This window comes from Buttiauxella cochleicola, from assembly GCF_021282405.1.
GTDB classification, from domain to species: Bacteria; Pseudomonadota; Gammaproteobacteria; order Enterobacterales; family Enterobacteriaceae; genus Buttiauxella; species Buttiauxella massiliensis.
This window is the reverse complement of sequence record NZ_JAJSOU010000002.1, coordinates 226,564-246,027: the sequence shown is the minus strand read 5'-3', so window position 1 is coordinate 246,027 and position 19,464 is coordinate 226,564. Positions and strand designations below refer to the sequence as shown.

Below are 19,464 nucleotides of genomic sequence, written 5' to 3'. Positions count from 1 at the left end.
TGTTGATGTCGGATGGTGCTTCGCTTATCCGACCTACGAAAGCCGTTGTAGGGTGGATTAGCGCATGCGACATCCACCATTAATCTCTATAAGAGCAACACTATGTCATCTTCTCGTCCGGTGTTCCGTTCAGGCTGGCTGCCGTATACCCTTGTCCTGCCGCAACTGGTTATCACCATTATCTTTTTCATTTGGCCTGCGGGCGAAGCGTTGTGGTACTCCCTCCAGAATGTCGATCCGTTTGGGCTTTCGAGCACGTTTGTCGGGCTGGATAATTTTAAACAGCTTTTCCACGACAGTTACTATCTCGACTCTTTCTACACCACATTGATTTTCAGTGGCTTAGTTGCTGGCAGTGGCCTGCTGGTGTCGCTCTTTTTCGCGGCACTCACGGATTATGTCATTCGCGGCAGCCGAATCTACCAAACGCTAATGCTGCTACCGTATGCGGTAGCGCCAGCGATTGCTGCCGTACTGTGGATCTTCCTGTTTAACCCAGGGCGCGGCCTGTTAACGCATGTGCTGGAAGGGTTTGGCTACCACTGGAACCACGCGCAAAACAGCGGCCAGGCGATGTTCCTCGTGGTGTTTGCCTCGGTGTGGAAGCAAATCAGCTACAACTTCCTGTTCTTCTTTGCGGCATTGCAATCTATCCCTCGCTCGCTAGTAGAGGCTGCATCGATTGATGGCGCAGGGCCGGTACGACGTTTCTTTAAACTGTCGCTGCCGCTGATTGCCCCGGTCAGTTTCTTCCTGCTGGTCGTGAACCTGGTATATGCCTTTTTCGATACCTTCCCGGTTATCGACGCTGCAACAGGCGGTGGCCCAGTGCAGGCAACCACCACGCTAATCTACAAAATTTACCGTGAAGGTTTTGCCGGACTCGATCTTTCCGCTTCGGCGGCACAATCGGTTGTGCTGATGTTCCTGGTGATCATACTGACCGTCATTCAGTTCCGCTTCGTGGAACGTAAGGTGCGTTACCAATGATTGAGAATCGTCGTGGGCTGACTATTTTCAGCCATACCATGCTGATACTTGGCATCATCGTCATTCTGTTCCCGATGTATGTGGCGTTTGTCGCGGCAACACTGGATAACCAGGCCGTATTTCAGACGCCGATGACGCTGATTCCGGGCACGCATCTGCTGGAAAATATGTCCTATATCTGGACGCATGGTGTTGGTGCAAACAGTGCGCCGTTCGGTCTGATGCTGCTAAACAGCTTTGTGATGGCGATGGTGATTACCATCGGCAAAATCACGGTGTCGATGCTCTCCGCTTTTGCCATTGTCTGGTTCCGCTTTCCGCTGCGTAACCTGTTCTTCTGGATGATCTTTATCACCCTGATGCTGCCAGTTGAAGTGCGTATTTTTCCAACCGTTGAAGTCATCGCAAATCTTAAAATGCTCGATAGCTACACCGGCCTGACGCTGCCACTAATGGCTTCAGCGACCGCCACGTTTCTGTTCCGCCAGTTCTTTATGACGCTGCCCGACGAGTTAATGGAAGCGGCACGCATCGATGGTGCAACGCCGATGCGTTTCTTCCGCGACATCGTCTTGCCGCTCTCAAAAACCAATCTGGCGGCGCTGTTCGTCATCACCTTTATCTACGGCTGGAATCAGTATCTGTGGCCGTTGCTGATTATCAGCGACGTTAACCTCGGTACGGCTGTCGCGGGTATCAAAGGGATGATGTCGTCTGGCGAAGGCTCTACGCAGTGGAACCAGGTCATGGCGGCCATGCTGCTGACCCTTATTCCCCCGGTAATCATCGTTTTAGTAATGCAACGCGCGTTTGTGCGTGGCTTAGTGGATAGTGAGAAATAACCCATGGCAGGACTGAAATTACAGGCAGTATCCAAAAGTTGGGACAATAAAACCCAGGTGATTCAGCCACTGACGCTGGATGTGGCAGACGGTGAATTTATCGTGATGGTGGGGCCGTCGGGCTGCGGAAAATCGACGTTGTTACGTATGGTTGCCGGGCTTGAGCGCGTCACCAGTGGTGATATCTGGATTGATCGCCAGCGCGTCACCGAAATGGAGCCGAAAGAACGCGGCATCGCGATGGTGTTCCAGAACTACGCGCTTTATCCACATATGAGTGTGGAAGAAAACATGGCCTGGGGCCTGAAAATTCGCGGTATGGGTAAAGCGCATATTCAGCAAAAAGTGGTGGAAGCGGCGCGTATTCTCGAACTCGATGGTTTGCTCAAACGCCGCCCGCGTGAGCTTTCTGGCGGGCAGCGCCAGCGCGTGGCGATGGGCCGTGCAATCGTGCGTGACCCGGCGGTTTTTCTGTTTGATGAACCGCTCTCAAACCTTGATGCCAAGCTGCGTGTGCAGATGCGCCTGGAATTACAACAGTTACACCGCCGCCTGCAGACCACCAGTTTGTACGTCACGCACGACCAGGTTGAAGCGATGACCCTTGCGCAGCGCGTGATGGTGATGAACAAAGGTGTTGCAGAGCAAATCGGCACGCCAGTCGAAGTCTACGAGCGCCCGGCAAGCCGTTTTGTGGCGAGCTTTATTGGTTCGCCTGCTATGAACCTGCTGGAAGTAAATATCAGCGCCGACGGCACGCGTTTTGAACTGGCAGGCGGCATGGCGTTGCCACTGGGAAACGCGGCAAATCTGCAACGAGGCCGCGCTGTTACCCTGGGTATCCGCCCGGAACATATTGCGCTAAGCTCACAAACCGCAGGCGGCGTGCCATTTGTGGTGGACACGCTGGAGATGCTGGGGGCAGATAATTTAGTGCACGGGCGTTGGGGCGAGCAAAAAATGGTGGTGCGCCTGTCGCATCAGGAACGCCCGCAACCCGGCAGTACTCTATGGCTGTATCTGCCTGAAAATAATCTACATTTCTTTGATAAAGAAAATGGACAACGTTTATGAGTAACTGGCCATACCCAAAAGTCGCGGCCCATCGTGGTGGCGGAAAATTGGCACCGGAAAATACGCTGGCGGCTATTGATATCGGTGCGCGCTACGGCCACACCATGATTGAGTTTGACGCCAAACTATCAAAAGACGGGCAAATCTTCTTGCTGCATGACGACACGCTTGAGCGCACCAGCAATGGTTGGGGAGTCGCGGGCGATTTGCCGTGGGATAAGTTGCTGAGTGTTGATGTGGGAAGTTGGTTTAGCGGCGAATTCAAAGGCGAGCCATTACCTCTTCTTTCGCAGGTTGCTGCGCGTTGTAAACAACACGGCATGATGGCAAATATCGAAATTAAACCGACCACGGGCACCGATAGAGAAACCGGGAAAGTCATCGCACTGGCGGCACGGGAGTTATGGTTTGGGCAAACCGATCCATTGCTCTCTTCGTTTTCTATCGAAGCGCTGGAGGCGGCACAAAATGCCGTGCCTGAGCTTCCACGTGGGTTGTTACTTGATGAGTGGCGTGATGACTGGCGGGAGCTGACCACCCGACTTGACTGCGTTTCCATTCACCTGAACCATAAACTGCTTGATGAATCTCGCGTACAGCAACTGAAAGCGGCTGGATTACATATTCTGGTTTATACCGTGAATGTTCCCGAGCGCGCAGCAACGCTGCTGCGCTGGGGAGTCGATACCATTTGTACTGACCGTATCGACCAGATTGGTGCGGACTTTACGGACTAAATGGCTGACCAATGTCGGATGACGCAAGCTTATCCGACCTGTAGTTTCGGCATTGTAAGGTGGGTAGCGCGAGCGTCACCCACCATCTCCTTTACGGCCCAATTGTTTTCAGCGGGATATTCGGCTGTAGTGAAGTCGAGTTGCTGTTTTGATTGAGCATGCTGCCATTGGTTTTTGGTTGCAGCATATGATCCTGGCTGCTACTTCCGCTGCCACTTAGCATCCCGCCATTGGTATTTGGCAGTACCTGCTGCGTTCCGACTTCCATTTCATTGGGCAGCGTTTTTTTCACCTTAAAGACGTCCTGCTGCGAATTATTGTTTATCTGCCCTTCCAGATGCTGTTGCTGGATGCGTGTCTGCGTTTGTAACTGCTGATTCAACATCCCTTTTTGCTGTATCTGCTGCGTTTGCATCTGTTGCTGCATCCGTTGCTGACTTGGGATCTGGTAATCCGGTTGGTTTGGATTATTCAGGGTATTAATTGGCTGTGCCAAACAGGTCAATGGCAGCAAAGCCGCCAGTATGAGTATTTTTTTCATCGTCACTTCCTCCATTTGGGGGATCTACTAAGTTTAATCGTTTTCCACCAACCCGATGGTTATTTAGGATTTTTAGACCAGGCTTAACGGGGGATTGCCCCTGATAAGCATGGAGAAAATAACGATGAAGCAGTGGAAAACTTTTCGTTCTGAAATGCTGCGCTGGGTAACCATTCCCGCGCTAATGATTGGACTCTGCCTGACTGCCAGCGCCGCGCCGCCTCCGGTATCCTATGGGGTTGAAGCCGATGTGCATCATGCTGTGCGTGCTGAAAATGGCATGGTTGCCTCGCAAGATTCCCTCGCCACCCAAGTGGGCGTCGATATTCTTAAACAAGGTGGGAACGCGGTTGATGCCGCCGTTGCCGTGGGCTTTGCGCTGGCGGTAACACACCCGCAAGCGGGTAATATCGGTGGCGGTGGCTTTATGATGCTGCGCACCAAAGACGGTAAAACCACCGCCATTGATTTCCGTGAAATGGCTCCGGAAAAAGCCACGCGCGATATGTTCCTCGATGCGCAGGGCAATGCTGACAGCAAAAAATCTCTCACCTCTCATCTTGCTTCCGGCACCCCTGGCACCGTGGCGGGCTTCTCAATGGCGCTGGAAAAGTACGGTACTTTGCCGCTAAACAAAGTTATCCAGCCCGCTATCAAACTGGCGCAAGACGGTTTCACAGTGAATGATGCGCTGGCGGAAGACCTGAAAGTCTATGGTGCGGAAGTGCTCCCGAATCACCCAAACAGCAAGGCTATTTTCTGGAAAGCTGATGGCGAACCGCTGCAAAAGGGCGACAAACTGGTACAGACCAATCTCGCTAAAAGCCTTGAGATGATTGCTGAGAATGGGCCGGACGCATTCTATAAAGGCGTTATCGCCGACCAGATTGCTGACGAAATGGCAAAAAATGGTGGGTTAATTAGCAAGGCTGATCTTGCGAATTACAAAGCTGTCGAACGTGCGCCGATAAGCGGTACCTATCGCGGCTACGAGATTTTCTCTATGCCTCCACCGTCGTCTGGTGGCATTCACATCGTTGAAATCCTCAATATTCTGGAAAACTTCGACCTCTCTAAATACGGTTTTGGCAGCGCCGATGCGATGCAACTTACCGCAGAAGCTGAAAAATATGCTTATGCGGATCGCTCGGAATACCTCGGTGATCCGGATTTTGTGAAAGTGCCGTGGCAAGCGCTGACTAACAAAACCTACGCCAAATCACTGGCGGAGCAGATAGACATCAACAAAGCGCGCCCGTCGAGCGAAATCAAACCCGGTAAACTCGCACCGTATGAAAGTAACCAGACCACCCATTTCTCTGTGGTGGATAAAGATGGCAACGCCGTGGCAGTGACCTATACGCTCAATACTGTATTTGGTACCGGCATTGTGGCGGGTAATACCGGCATCCTGATGAATAACCAAATGGATGATTTCTCAGCTAAACCAGGCGTGCCAAACGTTTATGGGCTGGTCGGTGGTGATGCCAATGCCGTAGGCCCGCATAAACGCCCTTTGTCTTCAATGTCGCCAACTATTGTGGTGAAAGATGGCAAAACCTGGCTGGTAACCGGTAGCCCTGGCGGTAGCCGAATCATCACCACTGTGCTTCAGATGGTGATGAATACCATCGATTATGGGATGAACGTCGCCGAAGCGACCAACGCGCCGCGGTTCCATCATCAGTGGCTGCCAGATGAGTTACGCGTCGAAAAAGGCTTTAGCCCGGACACCATCAAACTGCTGAAAGAGAAAGGGCAGAATGTTCAGGTGAAAGAGGCGATGGGAAGCACGCAAAGTATTATGGTTGGGCCAGATGGCTCGCTATATGGCGCTTCTGACCCGCGTTCGGTTGATGATTTGACTGCGGGTTATTAATCCGTTCTCGCCCTTTCCAGAAACGGAAAGGGCGAGGGCGTTTCAATTTGGCTTACATCGCGCCATAAAATACGCATCCACATACTGCCCGTCACGCAGTGCGTAGTTCTTCCCTGTGCCTTCAATTTCAAAGCCAAATTTACGGTAAACCGCCAATGCAGGTGCGTTATCAACAAACACCGTCAGCTCAATACGATCGATGCGCAGCCAGTTATCACACAGGTCGGTCATCGCTGACATAAGTGCGCTGGCGACACCTCTGCCATGAAAATTGCTGTCCACGCCTATGCCGAAGGTTGCGACGTGGCTGCGGCGTGGTGAGGGTTCTACCGCAAGCGTCAGTTGACCAATCACTTTTCCATCAATACAGGCGACCAGATTACGGCTGCCTGGTTTTGGTTCCTTCAACCGTTCTAGCCACTGCGCTTGCGGAGAATGAGGAAGATGTAGCGTGTCGCGTTGCGGCGTCGGTTGAGAGTAAAGTTGATGCAGAGCTTCCGCATCACCGATTTCAGCATGACGTATCTCGATTTCGCTCATTCCTTTTCTCCTCAATTGGTTAGGTAACCCCTTCAACATTATTGACTTTTTAATTTTCGTCAACTGCCAATTATTTCTAAAAAAAAGTAGACAAGTGCGAATGATAATGATTATTATTGCCATGCGTTCAGGGGAGATCCCTACGGAGACATCCTGAAAGCACGACATTGCTCACATTGCTTCCAGTATTACTTAGCCAGCCTCGCGCTGGCTTTTTTTTATCCTTTTTTCAGCCTGGCTTACTTGCCATTTTGTCCTCGGGCTGTGCTCGAAATCCTCACGTACTTTAAGTACGCTCCGGTTTCTGCGCGCAGGCCGAGAACAAACTGGCTGCGCCGCCGACGGCTGAGCATTCAGGCAAACTTGTGTTTCGTAGGGCGGATTAGCGCAGCGACATCCGCCAAAGACTCAAGTATGGTAATTGCAATTCAAAATCAAAAAGGACAAAGCAATGACCCTACACTGCGCTTTCATAGGTTTTGGCAAAAGCACCACGCGTTATCACCTCCCTTACGTTCTGGTTCGCAAGGATAAATTCCACGTTGCGCATATCTTCCGCCGCAATGAAAAACCGGAAATCGAGCAGCAACCGGAATATAGCCACATTCATTTCACCAGCGATTTAGACGAAGTGCTGAATGACCCGCAGGTCAAACTGGTGGTGGTTTGCACCCACGCTGACAGCCACTTTGATTACGCGAAACGCGCACTTGAAGCAGGCAAAAATGTGCTGGTGGAAAAGCCGTTCACCCCAACGCTTGCCGAAGCCAAAGAGTTATTTGAACTGGCGAAAGCCAAAGGGCTGACCGTCACGCCATACCAGAACCGCCGTTTTGACTCCTGCTTCCTGACGATGAAAAAAGCCATCGAAAGCGGAAAACTGGGCGAAATTGTCGAGATTGAAAGCCACTTTGATATGTATCGCCCGGTTGCGGAAACCAAACCTGGGCTGCCGGCAGATGGCGCGTTTTATGGCCTCGGCGTGCATACCATGGACCAAATCATCTCGCTGTTTGGCCGCCCGGACCACGTCGCCTACGATATTCGTAGCGTGCGTAATAAAGCCAACCCGGACGATACCTTTGAAGCGCAGCTGTTCTATGGCGATATGAAAGCCATCGTCAAAACCAGCCATCTGGTGAAAATCGATTACCCGAAATTCCTGGTTCACGGCACCAAAGGCTCATTCATTAAGTACGGCATCGACCAGCAAGAAACCAGCCTTAAAGCGTACATTATGCCGGGCGAGCAGGGTTTTGCGGCAGACAGCAGCGTCGGTGTGCTTGAGTACGTAAACGACGCGGGTGAAACCGTGCGCGAAGAGCTGAAGCCGGAAGCGGGTGACTATGGGCGCGTATACGACGCGCTGTACGAAACCATTCTTAACGGCAAGCCAAATTACGTCAGAGAAATTGAAGCACTGACCAACCTTGAGATCCTCGAACGCGGTTTCGAACAGGCTTCCCCCTCTACAGTGACCCTCGCCTAACCTGAAATCTGGCGTCTCTGACTCGTTCACATTTTTTGAACAGAGGCGTCAATTTTCACCCTCTATGATCATTTCCGATTCGAGTCCACACTTAGTCCATCAAACGAATTGCGGAGAAACAAAATGATCTTTTTAAGAAAAGCTGAAGAACGTGGTCATGCGAATCATGGTTGGTTGGATAGCTGGCACACCTTCTCATTCGCTAACTATTACGATGCCAATTTCATGGGTTTCTCGGCATTACGTGTGATTAACGAAGACGTAGTGGAAGCGGGCGAAGGGTTCGGTACCCATCCGCACAAAGACATGGAAATCCTGACTTACGTGCTTGAAGGGGCCGTAGCGCACCGCGACAGCATGGGTAACGAAGAAAAGGTTCCAGCGGGTGAATTCCAGATTATGAGCGCCGGTACCGGTATTACTCACTCCGAGTACAACCCAAGCAAAACCGAGCGCCTGCGTCTGTATCAAATCTGGATCATTCCAGAAAAAACAGGCATCACGCCGCGTTACGATCAGCGCCGTTTTGATGCACCGCAGGGCCGCCAACTGGTACTGTCGCCGGATGCGCGTGACGGTTCTCTGAAAGTGAACCAGGATATGGAACTCTCGCGTTGGGCTTTGGCGAAAGACGAACAATCTGTCTACCAGATCCCGGCAGATCGCCGCATTTGGGTGCAGGTAGTGAAAGGTGATGTCTCTATTAACGGCACTCAGGCAAAAACCAGCGATGCGGTTGCTGTGTGGGATGAACAAGCGATTTCGATTCATGCCAACGAAGCGAGTGAGATCCTGCTGTTCGATCTTCCACCAGTATAATACCCGTCATCCTTCAGGTTGCAGCGGTGTTGGCTACGTAAATTCGCCCCGGTCACTTACTTTAGTAAGCTCCCGGGGACTTATTTCCTTGCCGCCTTGCTGCACCCCGAATGATTTTGGGTATTTAAATGCATAGTTACCGGTCACAACCTTCCTCGGAAACTGGGAAGGTTGTGCTTTGTCCGTGCTAAACTTCGCTGTCGATTGATAACCCGCACAGCAAGATAATGAAAAAGAAAAGACCGGTATTACAGGACGTTGCAGACCGCGTTGGCATAACCAAAATGACGGTCAGTCGCTTTTTGCGTAACCCAGACCAGGTTTCCGCTGCGTTACAGGTAAAAATTGCCGCAGCCCTTGATGAACTTGGCTATATTCCGAACCGCGCACCAGATATCCTCTCCAATTCTACCAGCCGCGCAATCGGTGTGTTGCTACCTTCACTGACCAACCAGGTTTTTGCAGAAGTGCTGCGTGGCATTGAAAGTGTCGTGGATGCTTACGGCTATCAGACCATGCTCGCCCACTACGGCTACAAGCCGGAACTGGAAGAAGAGCGCCTGGAATCAATGCTTTCCTGGAATATCGACGGTCTCATCCTCACCGAACGTAGTCATACTCCGCGCACCTTAAAAATGATTGAAGTGGCGGGCATTCCGGTTGTGGAATTGATGGACAGCATTTCACCATGCCTGGATATTGCGGTAGGGTTTGATAACTTCGAAGCAGCACGCCAGATGACTGCCGCCATTATTGCGCGTGGTCACCGCCATGTAGCGTATCTCGGCGCCCGTCTTGATGAACGTACTGTGATTAAGAAAAAAGGCTATGAGCAGGCGATGAACGATGCCGGGCTTGTGCCATATAGTGTAATGGTCGAAAATTCCTCCTCATATTCCACCGGTATTGAATTGTTCCGTCAGGCCAGGCGTGAATATCCACAGCTCGACAGCATCTTCTGTACTAACGATGACTTAGCCATCGGTGCGGCATTTGAATGCCAGCGTCAGGGCTTGAGTATTCCAAAAGATATGGCGATTGCCGGTTTCCACGGCCACGATATTGGGCAGGTGATGGAACCGCGTCTTGCCAGCGTACTAACGCCGCGTGAACGTATGGGGCGTATTGGTGCGGAGCGTTTGCTGGCGCGGATACGTGGCGAAACGGTGACGCCGCAAATGCTGGACTTAGGATTTACGCTGTCGCCGGGCGGTTCCATATAACAGAATGATTTCAGGTTGCAGCTCCATGGCTGCAACTCGGAATACTTACGCACTGTTTTTTTGATTTAGTTCACACTTATACACTTTGCAAGCTAATGGTTATTGCTTATTGCTGAAGCTCTCTGGACAATGTTACCGATAACAGTTACCCGTAACAGCACCTCGTCCGTCGGAGCTACGCTATGAGCACTACCAACCACGAAAACCACATCTACGTCCTGATGGGCGTCTCTGGCAGCGGTAAATCTGCTGTCGCGAGTGAAGTTGCTCATCAACTCAAAGCCGCGTTCCTCGACGGCGACTTCCTTCATCCGCGCTGCAATATCATGAAGATGGCTTCCGGTGAGCCGTTAAATGACGAAGATCGCAAACCATGGCTGCAAGCGTTAAATGACGCGGCATTCGCCATGCAACGCACCAACAAAGTTTCTTTGATCGTGTGTTCCGCGCTGAAAAAGGTTTATCGCGACCAATTGCGCGACGGTAACCCAAATCTCTCTTTCATCTACATGAAAGGGGATTTCGAAGTCATTGAAAACCGTCTGAAAGCACGTAAAGGTCACTTCTTCAAAACTCAAATGTTGGTCACTCAGTTTGAAACGCTGGAAGAACCAAAGTCTGACGAACCTGATGTTCTGGTGGTGGATATTGACCAAACGCTGGAGGGCGTGGTGGCCAGCACGATTGATGTGATTAATAAAGGCAGTGCGCAGTGAGTACATTAACCCTTGTTTTAACAGCAGTAGGTTCGGTTTTACTGCTGTTGTTTTTAGTGATGAAGGCGCGTATGCATGCCTTCGTTGCTTTGATGGTGGTTTCAATTGGTGCAGGGATATTTTCCGGGATGCCGCTCGATAAAATCGCGGCAACCATGGAAAAAGGCATGGGCGGTACACTTGGATTTCTTGCCATCGTCGTCGCCCTTGGGGCGATGTTTGGCAAGATTCTTCATGAAACAGGTGCCGTAGACCAGATAGCCGTCAAAATGCTCAAGGCTTTCGGCAAGAGTCGCGCACATTACGCGATTGGCCTGGCAGGCTTGATTTGCGCACTACCGTTGTTCTTCGAAGTTGCCATTGTTCTGCTGATTAGCGTGGCGTTTTCTATGGCCCGCCACACCGGAACAAACCTGGTTAAATTGGTTATTCCCTTATTCGCAGGTGTCGCCGCTGCTGCAGCGTTTCTGCTGCCAGGGCCTGCACCCATGCTACTGGCTTCCCAAATGCACGCCGACTTTGGCTGGATGATTCTGCTGGGCCTGTGCGCCGCCATACCAAGCATGATTATCGCCGGGCCGTTGTTTGGTAACTTCATCAGTAAATACGTCGAGCTGCATATTCCTGACGACATCACCGAACCGCATCTGGGCGAAGGCAAACTGCCATCGTTCGGTTTCAGCTTGTCGCTTATTCTGCTGCCGCTGGTGTTGGTCGGGATGAAAACCATCGCTGCACGTTTCGTCGAACAGGGTTCCACGCTGTACGAATGGCTTGAGTTTATTGGCCATCCGTTCACCGCGATTCTGGTGGCGTGTCTGGTTGCTATTTATGGCCTGGCATATCGCCAGGGAATGGCGAAAGAAAAGGTCATGGAAATCTGCGGCCACGCGCTGCAACCGGCTGGCATTATCTTGCTGGTTATCGGTGCGGGCGGGGTATTTAAACAAGTACTTGTGGACTCAGGCGTAGGCCCTGCACTGGGCGAAGCACTGACGGGTTTAGGTTTGCCCATTGCTTTAACCTGCTTTGTGCTGGCTGCTGCGGTTCGCATTATTCAGGGCTCCGCAACCGTTGCTTGCCTGACCGCCGTTGGTCTTGTGATGCCGGTTATTGAACAACTGAACTATAACGGCGCGCAAATGGCTGCTTTGTCGATTTGTATCGCGGGTGGATCTATTGTTGTGAGCCACGTTAACGACGCTGGTTTCTGGTTGTTTGGTAAGTTCACTGGTGCAACCGAAGGGCAAACCCTGAAGACCTGGACCATGATGGAAACCATCCTCGGCACCACGGGTGCGGTTGTTGGGATGATTGCTTTTACGCTGCTCTCGTAGGTCGGAAAAGCGTAGCGTCACCCGACATAAATTTGACGCTCTGGCAAACCCAGAGCGTCATGCTTTTCAAAACACCTTCACGACATCAACGGCAATAACTGCTGATAAATCTGGTTAAAGACTTTACGCCGCGCTTTGTAATGCTCATGGCGAGCCATATCCGGCTTGTGCTGTTGCTCAAGCGCTAACTGCGGAAGCAGTGACTGCAAAGGTTTCTCCGGTGATACCGCGATTTGTGCCAGACGCGCCGCACCCAGCGCTGGCCCAATATCACCCCCCGTACGGTAATCCAGCGTTTGCCCGCTGATATCCGCCAGTATTTGCCGCCAGTAAGGGCTACGCGCACCGCCTCCGATTAGCGTCACGCTTTGTGGTGTCACTCCACAGGAATGAACGACGTCCATACCATCTGCCAGCGCATAACCCACGCCTTCAAGCACGGCGCGGGCAAGTTCTGCCGGGCCATGCTGATGTGTCAGGCCAAAGAAAACACCTTTTGCCTGCGGATTGTTGTGTGGTGTGCGCTCACCTGAAAGATATGGCAGGAACCAAATATCTCCCGCTTCTTCATCGGCTTTTTCAGCGGCGGCCAGTAATGCCGGAACGGTGCCAAGGCCAGTCAGTTTTGCAGCCCAATCCAGACAAGATGCGGCGCTTAACATCACAGACATTAAATGCCAGCGATTGGGTAATGCATGGCAGAAGCTGTGAACGGCACTTTCAGGCTTACTGCGGAAACCATCGCTAACGGCGAAGTAAACGCCTGATGTGCCTAGCGACAACATTGCCTGGCCGACATCCATCATGCCCACGCCAACGGCTCCTGCTGCGTTATCTCCACCGCCTGCAACAACTGGCACAGCGGACATATTCCAAGCCTTAGCCACGTCTTCTTTCAACGTACCGGTTATTTCACTGCCTTCATATAGGCCAGGCATTTGCTGGCGATTGAGTTGGCAGGCGTCGAGCATTTTGTCGCTCCAGTCTCTCTTTGCGACATCCAGCCACATGGTGCCTGCGGCATCTGACATGTCACTGGCAAACACACCGGTCATACGCAAACGCAGATAATCTTTCGGTAACAGGACCTTATCGATTTGCGCGAAAATCTCAGGCTCATGGCGCTGAACCCACAACAGCTTTGGTGCAGTAAAACCCGGCATCATCAGGTTGCCGGTAATCTCACGTGATTCAGGTACGGCAGCTTCCAGCAGCGCACATTCTTCACTACAGCGGCCGTCATTCCATAAAATTGCGGGGCGCAGCACCTTCTGCTGCTTATCAAGCAGGGTGGCCCCATGCATTTGCCCGGCAATCCCCAGTGCTTTCACGCCCTGTAGAGAATGCTGCTCGCCAAGTGCTTTCATTGCGCGGTCTGTGGCTTGCCACCAGTGCTCTGGATCTTGTTCCGACCACAATGGATGTGGGCGTGACACTTTCAGCGTTTCGGTCTGTGATGCCAGTACGTCACCTTGCTCATTGAGCAAAATGGCTTTAACACCCGATGTTCCGAGATCGATTCCGATATACATACCGACTCCTACTTATACGCCCGTCATACTTCAAGTTGCAGGGGTGTTGGCGGCAGGATCTCACCCCCAGTCACTTACTTATGTAAGCTCCTGGGGATTCGAGCCTTTGCCGTCTATCTGCAACTCGAATTATTTAGGGCATCCGCTACAGGTTGCACTTCATGACTACGACTTATATTTATTTATCAAACAGATAATGATTCACCAGGTTTTCCAGCAGTTCCTGATGACCACTCTGGTGCTGCGGCGCCAGGTTATGCTGCTCAGCGTACTGTGCAATCTGCGCAAGAGACATTTGTCCTTTCAGAATTTGCTGGCCCAGTTCACCATTCCAACCGGCATAACGCTTCGCAACACGCTTATCCAGTTCACCATCTTCAATCATGCGCGCAGCAATTTTCAGCGACAGCGCCATCACGTCCATCGCACCAATATGACCATAGAACAGGTCGTACTTATCGGTGCTTTGACGACGCACTTTGGCATCAAAGTTCAGACCGCCCGTGGTGAAACCACCTGCTTTAAGGATTTCGTACATCACTAATGAATTTTCTTCCACGCTATTTGGGAACTGGTCGGTATCCCAGCCCAGTTGTGGGTCGCCACGGTTGGCATCAACCGAACCAAAGATGCCCAGGGCAATAGCACTGGCGATTTCGTGATGGAATGAGTGACCAGCAAGTGTTGCGTGGTTTGCTTCAATATTTACTTTGATCTCTTTTTCCAGACCAAATTGTTTCAGGAAACCATAAACCGTGGCGACATCGTAATCGTACTGATGCTTCGTTGGTTCTTGCGGTTTTGGTTCGATAAGCAACGTGCCACGGAAACCAATTTTGTGTTTGTGCTCAACAACCATTTGCAAGAAGCGGCCAATTTGCTCGCGCTCTTGACGCAAATCGGTATTGAGCAGGGATTCGTAACCTTCACGGCCACCCCAAAGTACATAGTTTTCACCGCCCAGTTTGTGAGTGGCATTCATTGCCGTTACTACTTGTGTGGCAGCCCAGGAAAACACTTCTGGATCCGGGTTGGTTGCCGCACCGGCACCAAAACGTGGGTTGGTAAAGCAGTTGGCAGTACCCCACAGCAATTTCACACCACTTTCTTGCTGCTTTTGCGCCAGCACTTCGGTCATTTGCGCGAAGTTGTTCAGATACTCTTTCAGAGACGCACCTTCTGGTGAAACGTCTACATCGTGGAAGCAGTAATACGGCACATTCAACTTGTGGAAGAATTCAAACGCCACGTCAGCTTTCTGTTTTGCCAGACCTAACGCATCGCCTGCTTGCAGCCAGGGACGCTCAAAGGAACCGGAACCAAACATATCCGTGCCATTCCAGCAGAAGTTATGCCAGTAACAGGCAGCAAAGCGCAGGTGTTCTTCCATGCGTTTACCCAGAACGATTTCGTCCGGATTGTAGTGGCGGAATGCCAGAGGATTAGTGGATTTGGTACCTTCAAAACGTACGCGTTCAAGTTGGTCGAAATAGGCTTGCATAAGTGACTCCGTAATCAAGGGGGGCGGCAAGTAAGCGATTCTGTCACCATCCTGTATTTTCCTCGGGCGTTGCTCAATTACGTTATTTCACACTGCGTTTAAGAGAATGCTCAAATGTGCGCTGCTTCGCAAAAATACTGAAAATAATGAATGAAATATCTCGATAGTTATTCCAGTAAATAAAGCAACGAATGAATTTTTTAAATTAAAAGAAGATCGCCGTCATAAATTAGAAATTAAACCAAAAAACGTAATGGGAAGATAAAAATCTGTAATTGCTGGATTTGCATTCACAGACAACAATCCTCTCCGGTCGACAGATAATAATTTTAATCCGAGTTATTCATCCCTACAAAGGTATAACAATATGAAGATTAAGAACCTCTTACTAACGCTGTGTGCCTCACTCGTTCTGACCAGTATCAGTGGTATTGCTAAAGAAGTGAAAATTGGCATGGCAATAGACGATTTACGTCTTGAGCGCTGGCAGAAAGACCGCGATATTTTTGTTAAAAAAGCCGAATCGTTGGGCGCGAAAGTCTTTGTACAATCCGCGAATGGCAACGAAGAAACGCAAATGTCGCAAATAGAAAACATGATTAACCGTGGCGTTGATGTACTGGTCATTATTCCTTACAACGGCCAGGTGTTAAGCAATGTGATTGCTGAAGCAAAAAGAGAAGGAATAAAAGTATTAGCTTATGATCGCATGATTAATAATGCCGACATTGATTATTACATCTCATTTGATAATGAAAAGGTAGGTGAGTTACAGGCGCAAAGTCTTGTTAATAAAGTGCCTTCTGGCAATTATTTCTTAATGGGTGGCTCACCTGTTGATAATAATGCCAAAATGTTCCGTGCCGGGCAGATGAAAGTATTAAATCCTTATATTGATAGTGGGAAAATAAAAGTTGTCGGCGATCAATGGGCTGATGGTTGGCTGCCTGAAAACGCATTGAAAATTATGGAGAATGCTCTGACGGCTAATAACAATAAAATCGATGCGGTGGTGGCGTCAAACGATGCGACTGCAGGCGGCGCAATTCAGGCATTAAGTGCGCAAGGGTTAGCTGGGAAAGTCGCCATTTCCGGGCAGGATGCGGATTTGGCTGGGGTGAAACGCATTATTGCCGGTACACAAACCATGACGGTTTATAAGCCAATCACCAAGCTTGCGAATACGGCAGCTGAAATTGCTGTGGAATTAGGTGAAGGCAAGCAACCCGCTTCTGACGCTGTATTGAACAATGGCATTAAAGATGTTCCCTCGCGTCTACTGACACCTGTCGAAGTCGATAAAACCAATATCGACAGCACCGTTGTGGCAGACGGTTTCCACAAGAAGAACGAGCTATAACCCACTTCGCCCGTGCTGTGCCACGGGCGACATCCTGAAAACAGGTAAAGGAGGGGCTATGCCTTGTTTACTGGAAATGAAAAATATCACCAAAGCTTTTGGTGTTGTGAAGGCCGTGGATAACGTCAGTCTGTCAGTTGATGCTGGTGAAGTGATGTCCCTTTGTGGCGAAAACGGCTCTGGTAAATCCACGCTGATGAAAGTGCTGTGCGGTATCTACCCCTACGGCAGTTACGAAGGCGACATATGGTTCGCCGGTGAAAAACTTCAGGCGAGCCATATCCGCGATACCGAACGCAAAGGTATTGCGATTATTCACCAGGAACTGGCGCTGGTTAAACATCTGACAGTGCTTGAGAATATTTTCCTCGGTGCTGAGTTGTCGCAGTATGGTGTACTGGACTACGACAGCATGACGCTCCGATGCCAAAAACTGCTCTCACAGGTGAGCCTAAATATTTCCCCCGATACGCGCGTCGGTTCGCTGGGGCTTGGGCAGCAACAGTTGGTCGAAATTGCCAAAGCGCTTAATAAACAAGTGCGCTTACTCATTCTGGATGAGCCCACGGCCTCACTCACTGAGCAAGAAACTGCAGTGCTGCTAGCAATTATTCGTGATCTACAAGCTCATGGTATTGCCTGTATTTATATCTCCCACAAACTCAATGAAGTGAAAGCCATTTCCGACACCATTTGCGTTATCCGCGATGGGCAACCTATTGGTACACGGGATGCGGCATTGATGCGTGAAGAAGACATCATCACCATGATGGTGGGGCGTGAGCTTACGGCGCTTTATCCTAATGAACCGCATCAGATTGGTGAAGAAGTGCTGCGCGTTGAGCATCTCACTGCCTGGCACCCGGTGAATCGGCATATCAAACGAGTCAATGACATTTCGTTTTCACTGCATAAAGGTGAAATTCTTGGGATAGCAGGATTGGTCGGCGCGGGGCGTACCGAAGCTGTGCAGTGTTTGTTTGGCGTCTGGCCGGGCAAGTCTGAAGGCCGTATTTTCATTGATAATCAACCAGTCACTATCGGCAATTGCCAGCAGGCGATAGCCCACGGCATTGCGATGGTGCCAGAAGATCGCAAAAAAGATGGCATCGTACCGGTCATGGCTGTTGGGCAAAACATCACACTTGCCGCATTAAGCCAGTTTTCTGGCGCGTTAACTCACCTGGATGACGCTGCCGAACAAAACTGCATTCTGCAATCGATTGGGCGACTGAAAGTTAAAACTTCATCACCAGAGTTGGCAATCGGTCGCTTGAGCGGCGGCAACCAGCAAAAAGCCATTCTGGCGCGTTGCCTGCTTCTCAATCCACGCATTTTGATTCTCGATGAACCCACACGTGGCATTGATATCGGCGCGAAATACGAAATCTACAAACTTATTAATCAGCTGGTTCAGCAAGGTATTGCGGTCATTGTTATCTCATCGGAATTGCCGGAAGTGCTCGGTCTGAGTGACAGAGTGCTGGTGATGCATGAGGGGCGAATCAAAGCCAATCTGATTAATAATAACCTGACCCAGGAGCAGGTTATGGAAGCTGCACTGAGGAGCGAAAAGCATGTCGAAAAGTAATCCGTCTGAAATGAAACTCACGGCACCCGCGGCATCACCTTTTGCCGGGCTACGGGCACTTAATCTCCAGGTTTTTGTCATGATCGCAGCGATTGTGGTGATTATGCTGTTCTTTACCTGGACCACCGAAGGCGCTTATCTGAGTGCCAGAAATATCTCCAATTTGTTACGCCAAACCGCGATCACCGGGATTCTTGCGGTAGGCATGGTGTTCGTCATCATTTCGGCAGAAATCGATCTTTCTGTCGGCTCGATGATGGGTTTACTCGGTGGTGTGGCGGCAATTTTTGATGTTTGGCTTGGGTGGCCACTGCCACTCACGATTGCCGTAACTCTGATACTTGGCCTCGTTTTGGGGGCGTGGAACGGGTGGTGGGTGGCGTATCGTAAAGTGCCGTCATTTATCGTCACGCTTGCTGGAATGCTGGCGTTTCGCGGCGTGCTGATTGGAATTACTAATGGTACAACCGTATCGCCAACCAGTGCCTCAATGTCGCAAATCGGGCAAAGCTACCTGCCAGATGGTATTGGCTTTGGTATTGGCACTTTAGGGCTGGTGGTTTTTGTTGCCTGGCAATGGCAGATGCGTACTCGACGCCAGGCTCTGGGGTTGGAAACACCTGCCTCCACAGGTGTCGTAGGGCGACAAGCCATCACAGCCGTTATCGTGTTGGGGGCTATCTGGTTACTCAATGATTACCGTGGTGTACCTACACCGGTGCTTATCCTCACGTTATTACTGCTAGCGGGAATGTTTATGGCGACTCGCACAGCGTTTGGCAGACGTATTTACGCGATTGGCGGCAATATCGAGGCGGCGCGGCTATCGGGTATTAATGTGGAGCGCACCAAGCTTGCGGTATTTGCCATAAACGGCTTGATGGTGGCGATTGCCGGGTTAATTCTCAGCTCGCGGCTGGGGGCTGGCTCTCCGTCTGCCGGGAACATTGCTGAGCTGGATGCCATTGCAGCATGTGTCATTGGCGGTACGAGTCTTGCTGGCGGTGTGGGAAGCGTTGCCGGGGCGGTGATGGGGGCATTTATCATGGCTTCGCTGGATAACGGCATGAGCATGATGGATGTGCCCACGTTCTGGCAGTACATCGTAAAAGGCGCCATTTTATTGCTGGCTGTGTGGATGGATTCGGCGACCAAGCGTAAAGCGTAAGTGTGCAAAATGCCCATCGCCCTTCAAACTGCAGGGTTGTTGGCTGCTCTCGTTCACCCGAGTCACTTACTTGAGTAAGATCCTCGGGGTTGTCTCGATTGCCGCCTACCTGCATCTTGAAGTAG

The 19,464-nt window shown here is 50.8% G+C and carries 17 protein-coding genes; 13 read left to right on the top strand and 4 right to left on the bottom strand.

The features are described 5' to 3' along the window. Positions 1-102: 102 nt before the first annotated feature. From ugpA to ugpQ, 4 genes are read left to right on the top strand one after another with little or no spacing between them, the layout of a single operon-like run. Positions 103-990 (top strand): sn-glycerol-3-phosphate ABC transporter permease UgpA, encoded by an 888-nt coding sequence (ugpA, locus tag LVQ79_RS03425; protein WP_232863898.1) that lies wholly within the window; start codon positions 103-105, stop codon positions 988-990. After that, on the top strand, positions 987-1,832 hold the full coding sequence (gene ugpE / locus LVQ79_RS03420; RefSeq protein WP_151993795.1) for a sn-glycerol-3-phosphate ABC transporter permease UgpE: 846 nt from the start codon (positions 987-989) through the stop codon (positions 1,830-1,832). The genes ugpA and ugpE overlap by 4 nt, the downstream gene beginning before the upstream one ends. A gap of 3 nt (positions 1,833-1,835) precedes the next feature. After that, positions 1,836-2,906, top strand: a complete 1,071-nt coding sequence (locus tag LVQ79_RS03415) for a sn-glycerol-3-phosphate import ATP-binding protein UgpC (RefSeq protein ID WP_232863897.1) — start codon at positions 1,836-1,838, stop codon at positions 2,904-2,906. Then, entirely contained in the window at positions 2,903-3,643 is a 741-nt protein-coding gene (gene ugpQ / locus LVQ79_RS03410; protein WP_232863896.1) for a glycerophosphodiester phosphodiesterase, read from the top strand. The genes LVQ79_RS03415 and ugpQ overlap by 4 nt, the downstream gene beginning before the upstream one ends. 91 nt (positions 3,644-3,734) lie before the next feature. Here the strand turns inward: ugpQ and LVQ79_RS03405 are convergent, their stop codons facing one another. Further along, on the bottom strand, positions 3,735-4,184 hold the full coding sequence (locus tag LVQ79_RS03405) for a DUF2756 family protein (RefSeq protein WP_151993792.1): 450 nt from the start codon (positions 4,182-4,184) through the stop codon (positions 3,735-3,737). A 124-nt stretch (positions 4,185-4,308) separates the two neighbouring features. Between LVQ79_RS03405 and ggt the strand changes: the two genes are divergently transcribed. After that, complete coding sequence (gene ggt / locus LVQ79_RS03400) at positions 4,309-6,063, top strand: gamma-glutamyltransferase (RefSeq protein WP_232863895.1); 1,755 nt, start codon at positions 4,309-4,311, stop codon at positions 6,061-6,063. Between the two features lie 42 nt (positions 6,064-6,105). On the opposite strand, the gene yhhY is transcribed toward ggt, so the two are convergent. Next, positions 6,106-6,603, bottom strand: coding sequence for an N-acetyltransferase (gene yhhY / locus LVQ79_RS03395; protein WP_232863894.1), 498 nt, complete (start codon positions 6,601-6,603; stop codon positions 6,106-6,108). 451 nt (positions 6,604-7,054) lie between these two features. Here yhhY and LVQ79_RS03390 point away from each other — a divergent pair, with 451 nt between their 5' ends. From LVQ79_RS03390 to gntU, 5 genes are all read left to right on the top strand, one after another. Next, positions 7,055-8,092, top strand: a complete 1,038-nt coding sequence (locus tag LVQ79_RS03390; RefSeq protein WP_232863893.1) for an oxidoreductase — start codon at positions 7,055-7,057, stop codon at positions 8,090-8,092. Between the two features lie 123 nt (positions 8,093-8,215). Beyond that, positions 8,216-8,911, top strand: coding sequence for a pirin family protein (locus LVQ79_RS03385; RefSeq protein ID WP_232863892.1), 696 nt, complete (start codon positions 8,216-8,218; stop codon positions 8,909-8,911). Positions 8,912-9,138: 227 nt separating this feature from the next. Continuing rightward, positions 9,139-10,134: a gluconate operon transcriptional repressor GntR gene (gene gntR, locus LVQ79_RS03380; RefSeq protein ID WP_232863891.1), complete on the top strand. Its 996-nt coding sequence runs from the start codon at positions 9,139-9,141 to the stop codon at positions 10,132-10,134. A 182-nt stretch (positions 10,135-10,316) separates the two neighbouring features. Next, positions 10,317-10,850, top strand: a complete 534-nt coding sequence (gene gntK / locus LVQ79_RS03375; protein ID WP_151993787.1) for a gluconokinase — start codon at positions 10,317-10,319, stop codon at positions 10,848-10,850. Next, entirely contained in the window at positions 10,847-12,187 is a 1,341-nt protein-coding gene (gene gntU / locus LVQ79_RS03370; protein ID WP_151993786.1) for a gluconate transporter, read from the top strand. Before gntK ends, gntU begins: the two co-directional genes overlap by 4 nt. A gap of 77 nt (positions 12,188-12,264) precedes the next feature. On the opposite strand, the gene xylB is transcribed toward gntU, so the two are convergent. Both xylB and xylA read right to left on the bottom strand, forming a co-directional pair. Continuing rightward, the gene (xylB, locus tag LVQ79_RS03365) at positions 12,265-13,719 is read right to left on the bottom strand and encodes a xylulokinase (protein ID WP_232863890.1); all 1,455 of its coding nucleotides are present in this window, start codon (positions 13,717-13,719) and stop codon (positions 12,265-12,267) included. A gap of 178 nt (positions 13,720-13,897) precedes the next feature. Next, the gene (gene xylA, locus LVQ79_RS03360) at positions 13,898-15,220 is read right to left on the bottom strand and encodes a xylose isomerase (RefSeq protein ID WP_151993784.1); all 1,323 of its coding nucleotides are present in this window, start codon (positions 15,218-15,220) and stop codon (positions 13,898-13,900) included. A gap of 367 nt (positions 15,221-15,587) precedes the next feature. On the opposite strand from xylA, the gene xylF reads away from it, so the two are divergent. From xylF to xylH, 3 genes are read left to right on the top strand one after another with little or no spacing between them, the layout of a single operon-like run. Next, complete coding sequence (gene xylF, locus LVQ79_RS03355) at positions 15,588-16,580, top strand: D-xylose ABC transporter substrate-binding protein (protein ID WP_232863889.1); 993 nt, start codon at positions 15,588-15,590, stop codon at positions 16,578-16,580. A 58-nt stretch (positions 16,581-16,638) separates the two neighbouring features. After that, entirely contained in the window at positions 16,639-18,171 is a 1,533-nt protein-coding gene (locus LVQ79_RS03350) for a xylose ABC transporter ATP-binding protein (protein ID WP_232863888.1), read from the top strand. After that, positions 18,158-19,339, top strand: a complete 1,182-nt coding sequence (gene xylH / locus LVQ79_RS03345) for a xylose ABC transporter permease XylH (protein ID WP_232863887.1) — start codon at positions 18,158-18,160, stop codon at positions 19,337-19,339. The genes LVQ79_RS03350 and xylH overlap by 14 nt, the downstream gene beginning before the upstream one ends. Positions 19,340-19,464 lie beyond the last annotated feature (125 nt).

Excerpts from the sequence above, each read along its gene's own strand:
- ugpA (WP_232863898.1), top strand. The coding sequence starts at position 103 with ATGTCATCTTCTCGTCCGGTGTTCCGTTCAGGCTGGCTGCCGTATACC.
- ugpE (WP_151993795.1), top strand. The coding sequence starts at position 987 with ATGATTGAGAATCGTCGTGGGCTGACTATTTTCAGCCATACCATGCTG.
- LVQ79_RS03415 (WP_232863897.1), top strand. The coding sequence starts at position 1,836 with ATGGCAGGACTGAAATTACAGGCAGTATCCAAAAGTTGGGACAATAAA.
- ugpQ (WP_232863896.1), top strand. The coding sequence starts at position 2,903 with ATGAGTAACTGGCCATACCCAAAAGTCGCGGCCCATCGTGGTGGCGGA.
- LVQ79_RS03405 (WP_151993792.1), bottom strand. The coding sequence starts at position 4,184 with ATGAAAAAAATACTCATACTGGCGGCTTTGCTGCCATTGACCTGTTTG.
- ggt (WP_232863895.1), top strand. The coding sequence starts at position 4,309 with ATGAAGCAGTGGAAAACTTTTCGTTCTGAAATGCTGCGCTGGGTAACC.
- yhhY (WP_232863894.1), bottom strand. The coding sequence starts at position 6,603 with ATGAGCGAAATCGAGATACGTCATGCTGAAATCGGTGATGCGGAAGCT.
- LVQ79_RS03390 (WP_232863893.1), top strand. The coding sequence starts at position 7,055 with ATGACCCTACACTGCGCTTTCATAGGTTTTGGCAAAAGCACCACGCGT.
- LVQ79_RS03385 (WP_232863892.1), top strand. The coding sequence starts at position 8,216 with ATGATCTTTTTAAGAAAAGCTGAAGAACGTGGTCATGCGAATCATGGT.
- gntR (WP_232863891.1), top strand. The coding sequence starts at position 9,139 with ATGAAAAAGAAAAGACCGGTATTACAGGACGTTGCAGACCGCGTTGGC.
- gntK (WP_151993787.1), top strand. The coding sequence starts at position 10,317 with ATGAGCACTACCAACCACGAAAACCACATCTACGTCCTGATGGGCGTC.
- xylB (WP_232863890.1), bottom strand. The coding sequence starts at position 13,719 with ATGTATATCGGAATCGATCTCGGAACATCGGGTGTTAAAGCCATTTTG.
- xylA (WP_151993784.1), bottom strand. The coding sequence starts at position 15,220 with ATGCAAGCCTATTTCGACCAACTTGAACGCGTACGTTTTGAAGGTACC.
- xylF (WP_232863889.1), top strand. The coding sequence starts at position 15,588 with ATGAAGATTAAGAACCTCTTACTAACGCTGTGTGCCTCACTCGTTCTG.
- LVQ79_RS03350 (WP_232863888.1), top strand. The coding sequence starts at position 16,639 with ATGCCTTGTTTACTGGAAATGAAAAATATCACCAAAGCTTTTGGTGTT.
- xylH (WP_232863887.1), top strand. The coding sequence starts at position 18,158 with ATGTCGAAAAGTAATCCGTCTGAAATGAAACTCACGGCACCCGCGGCA.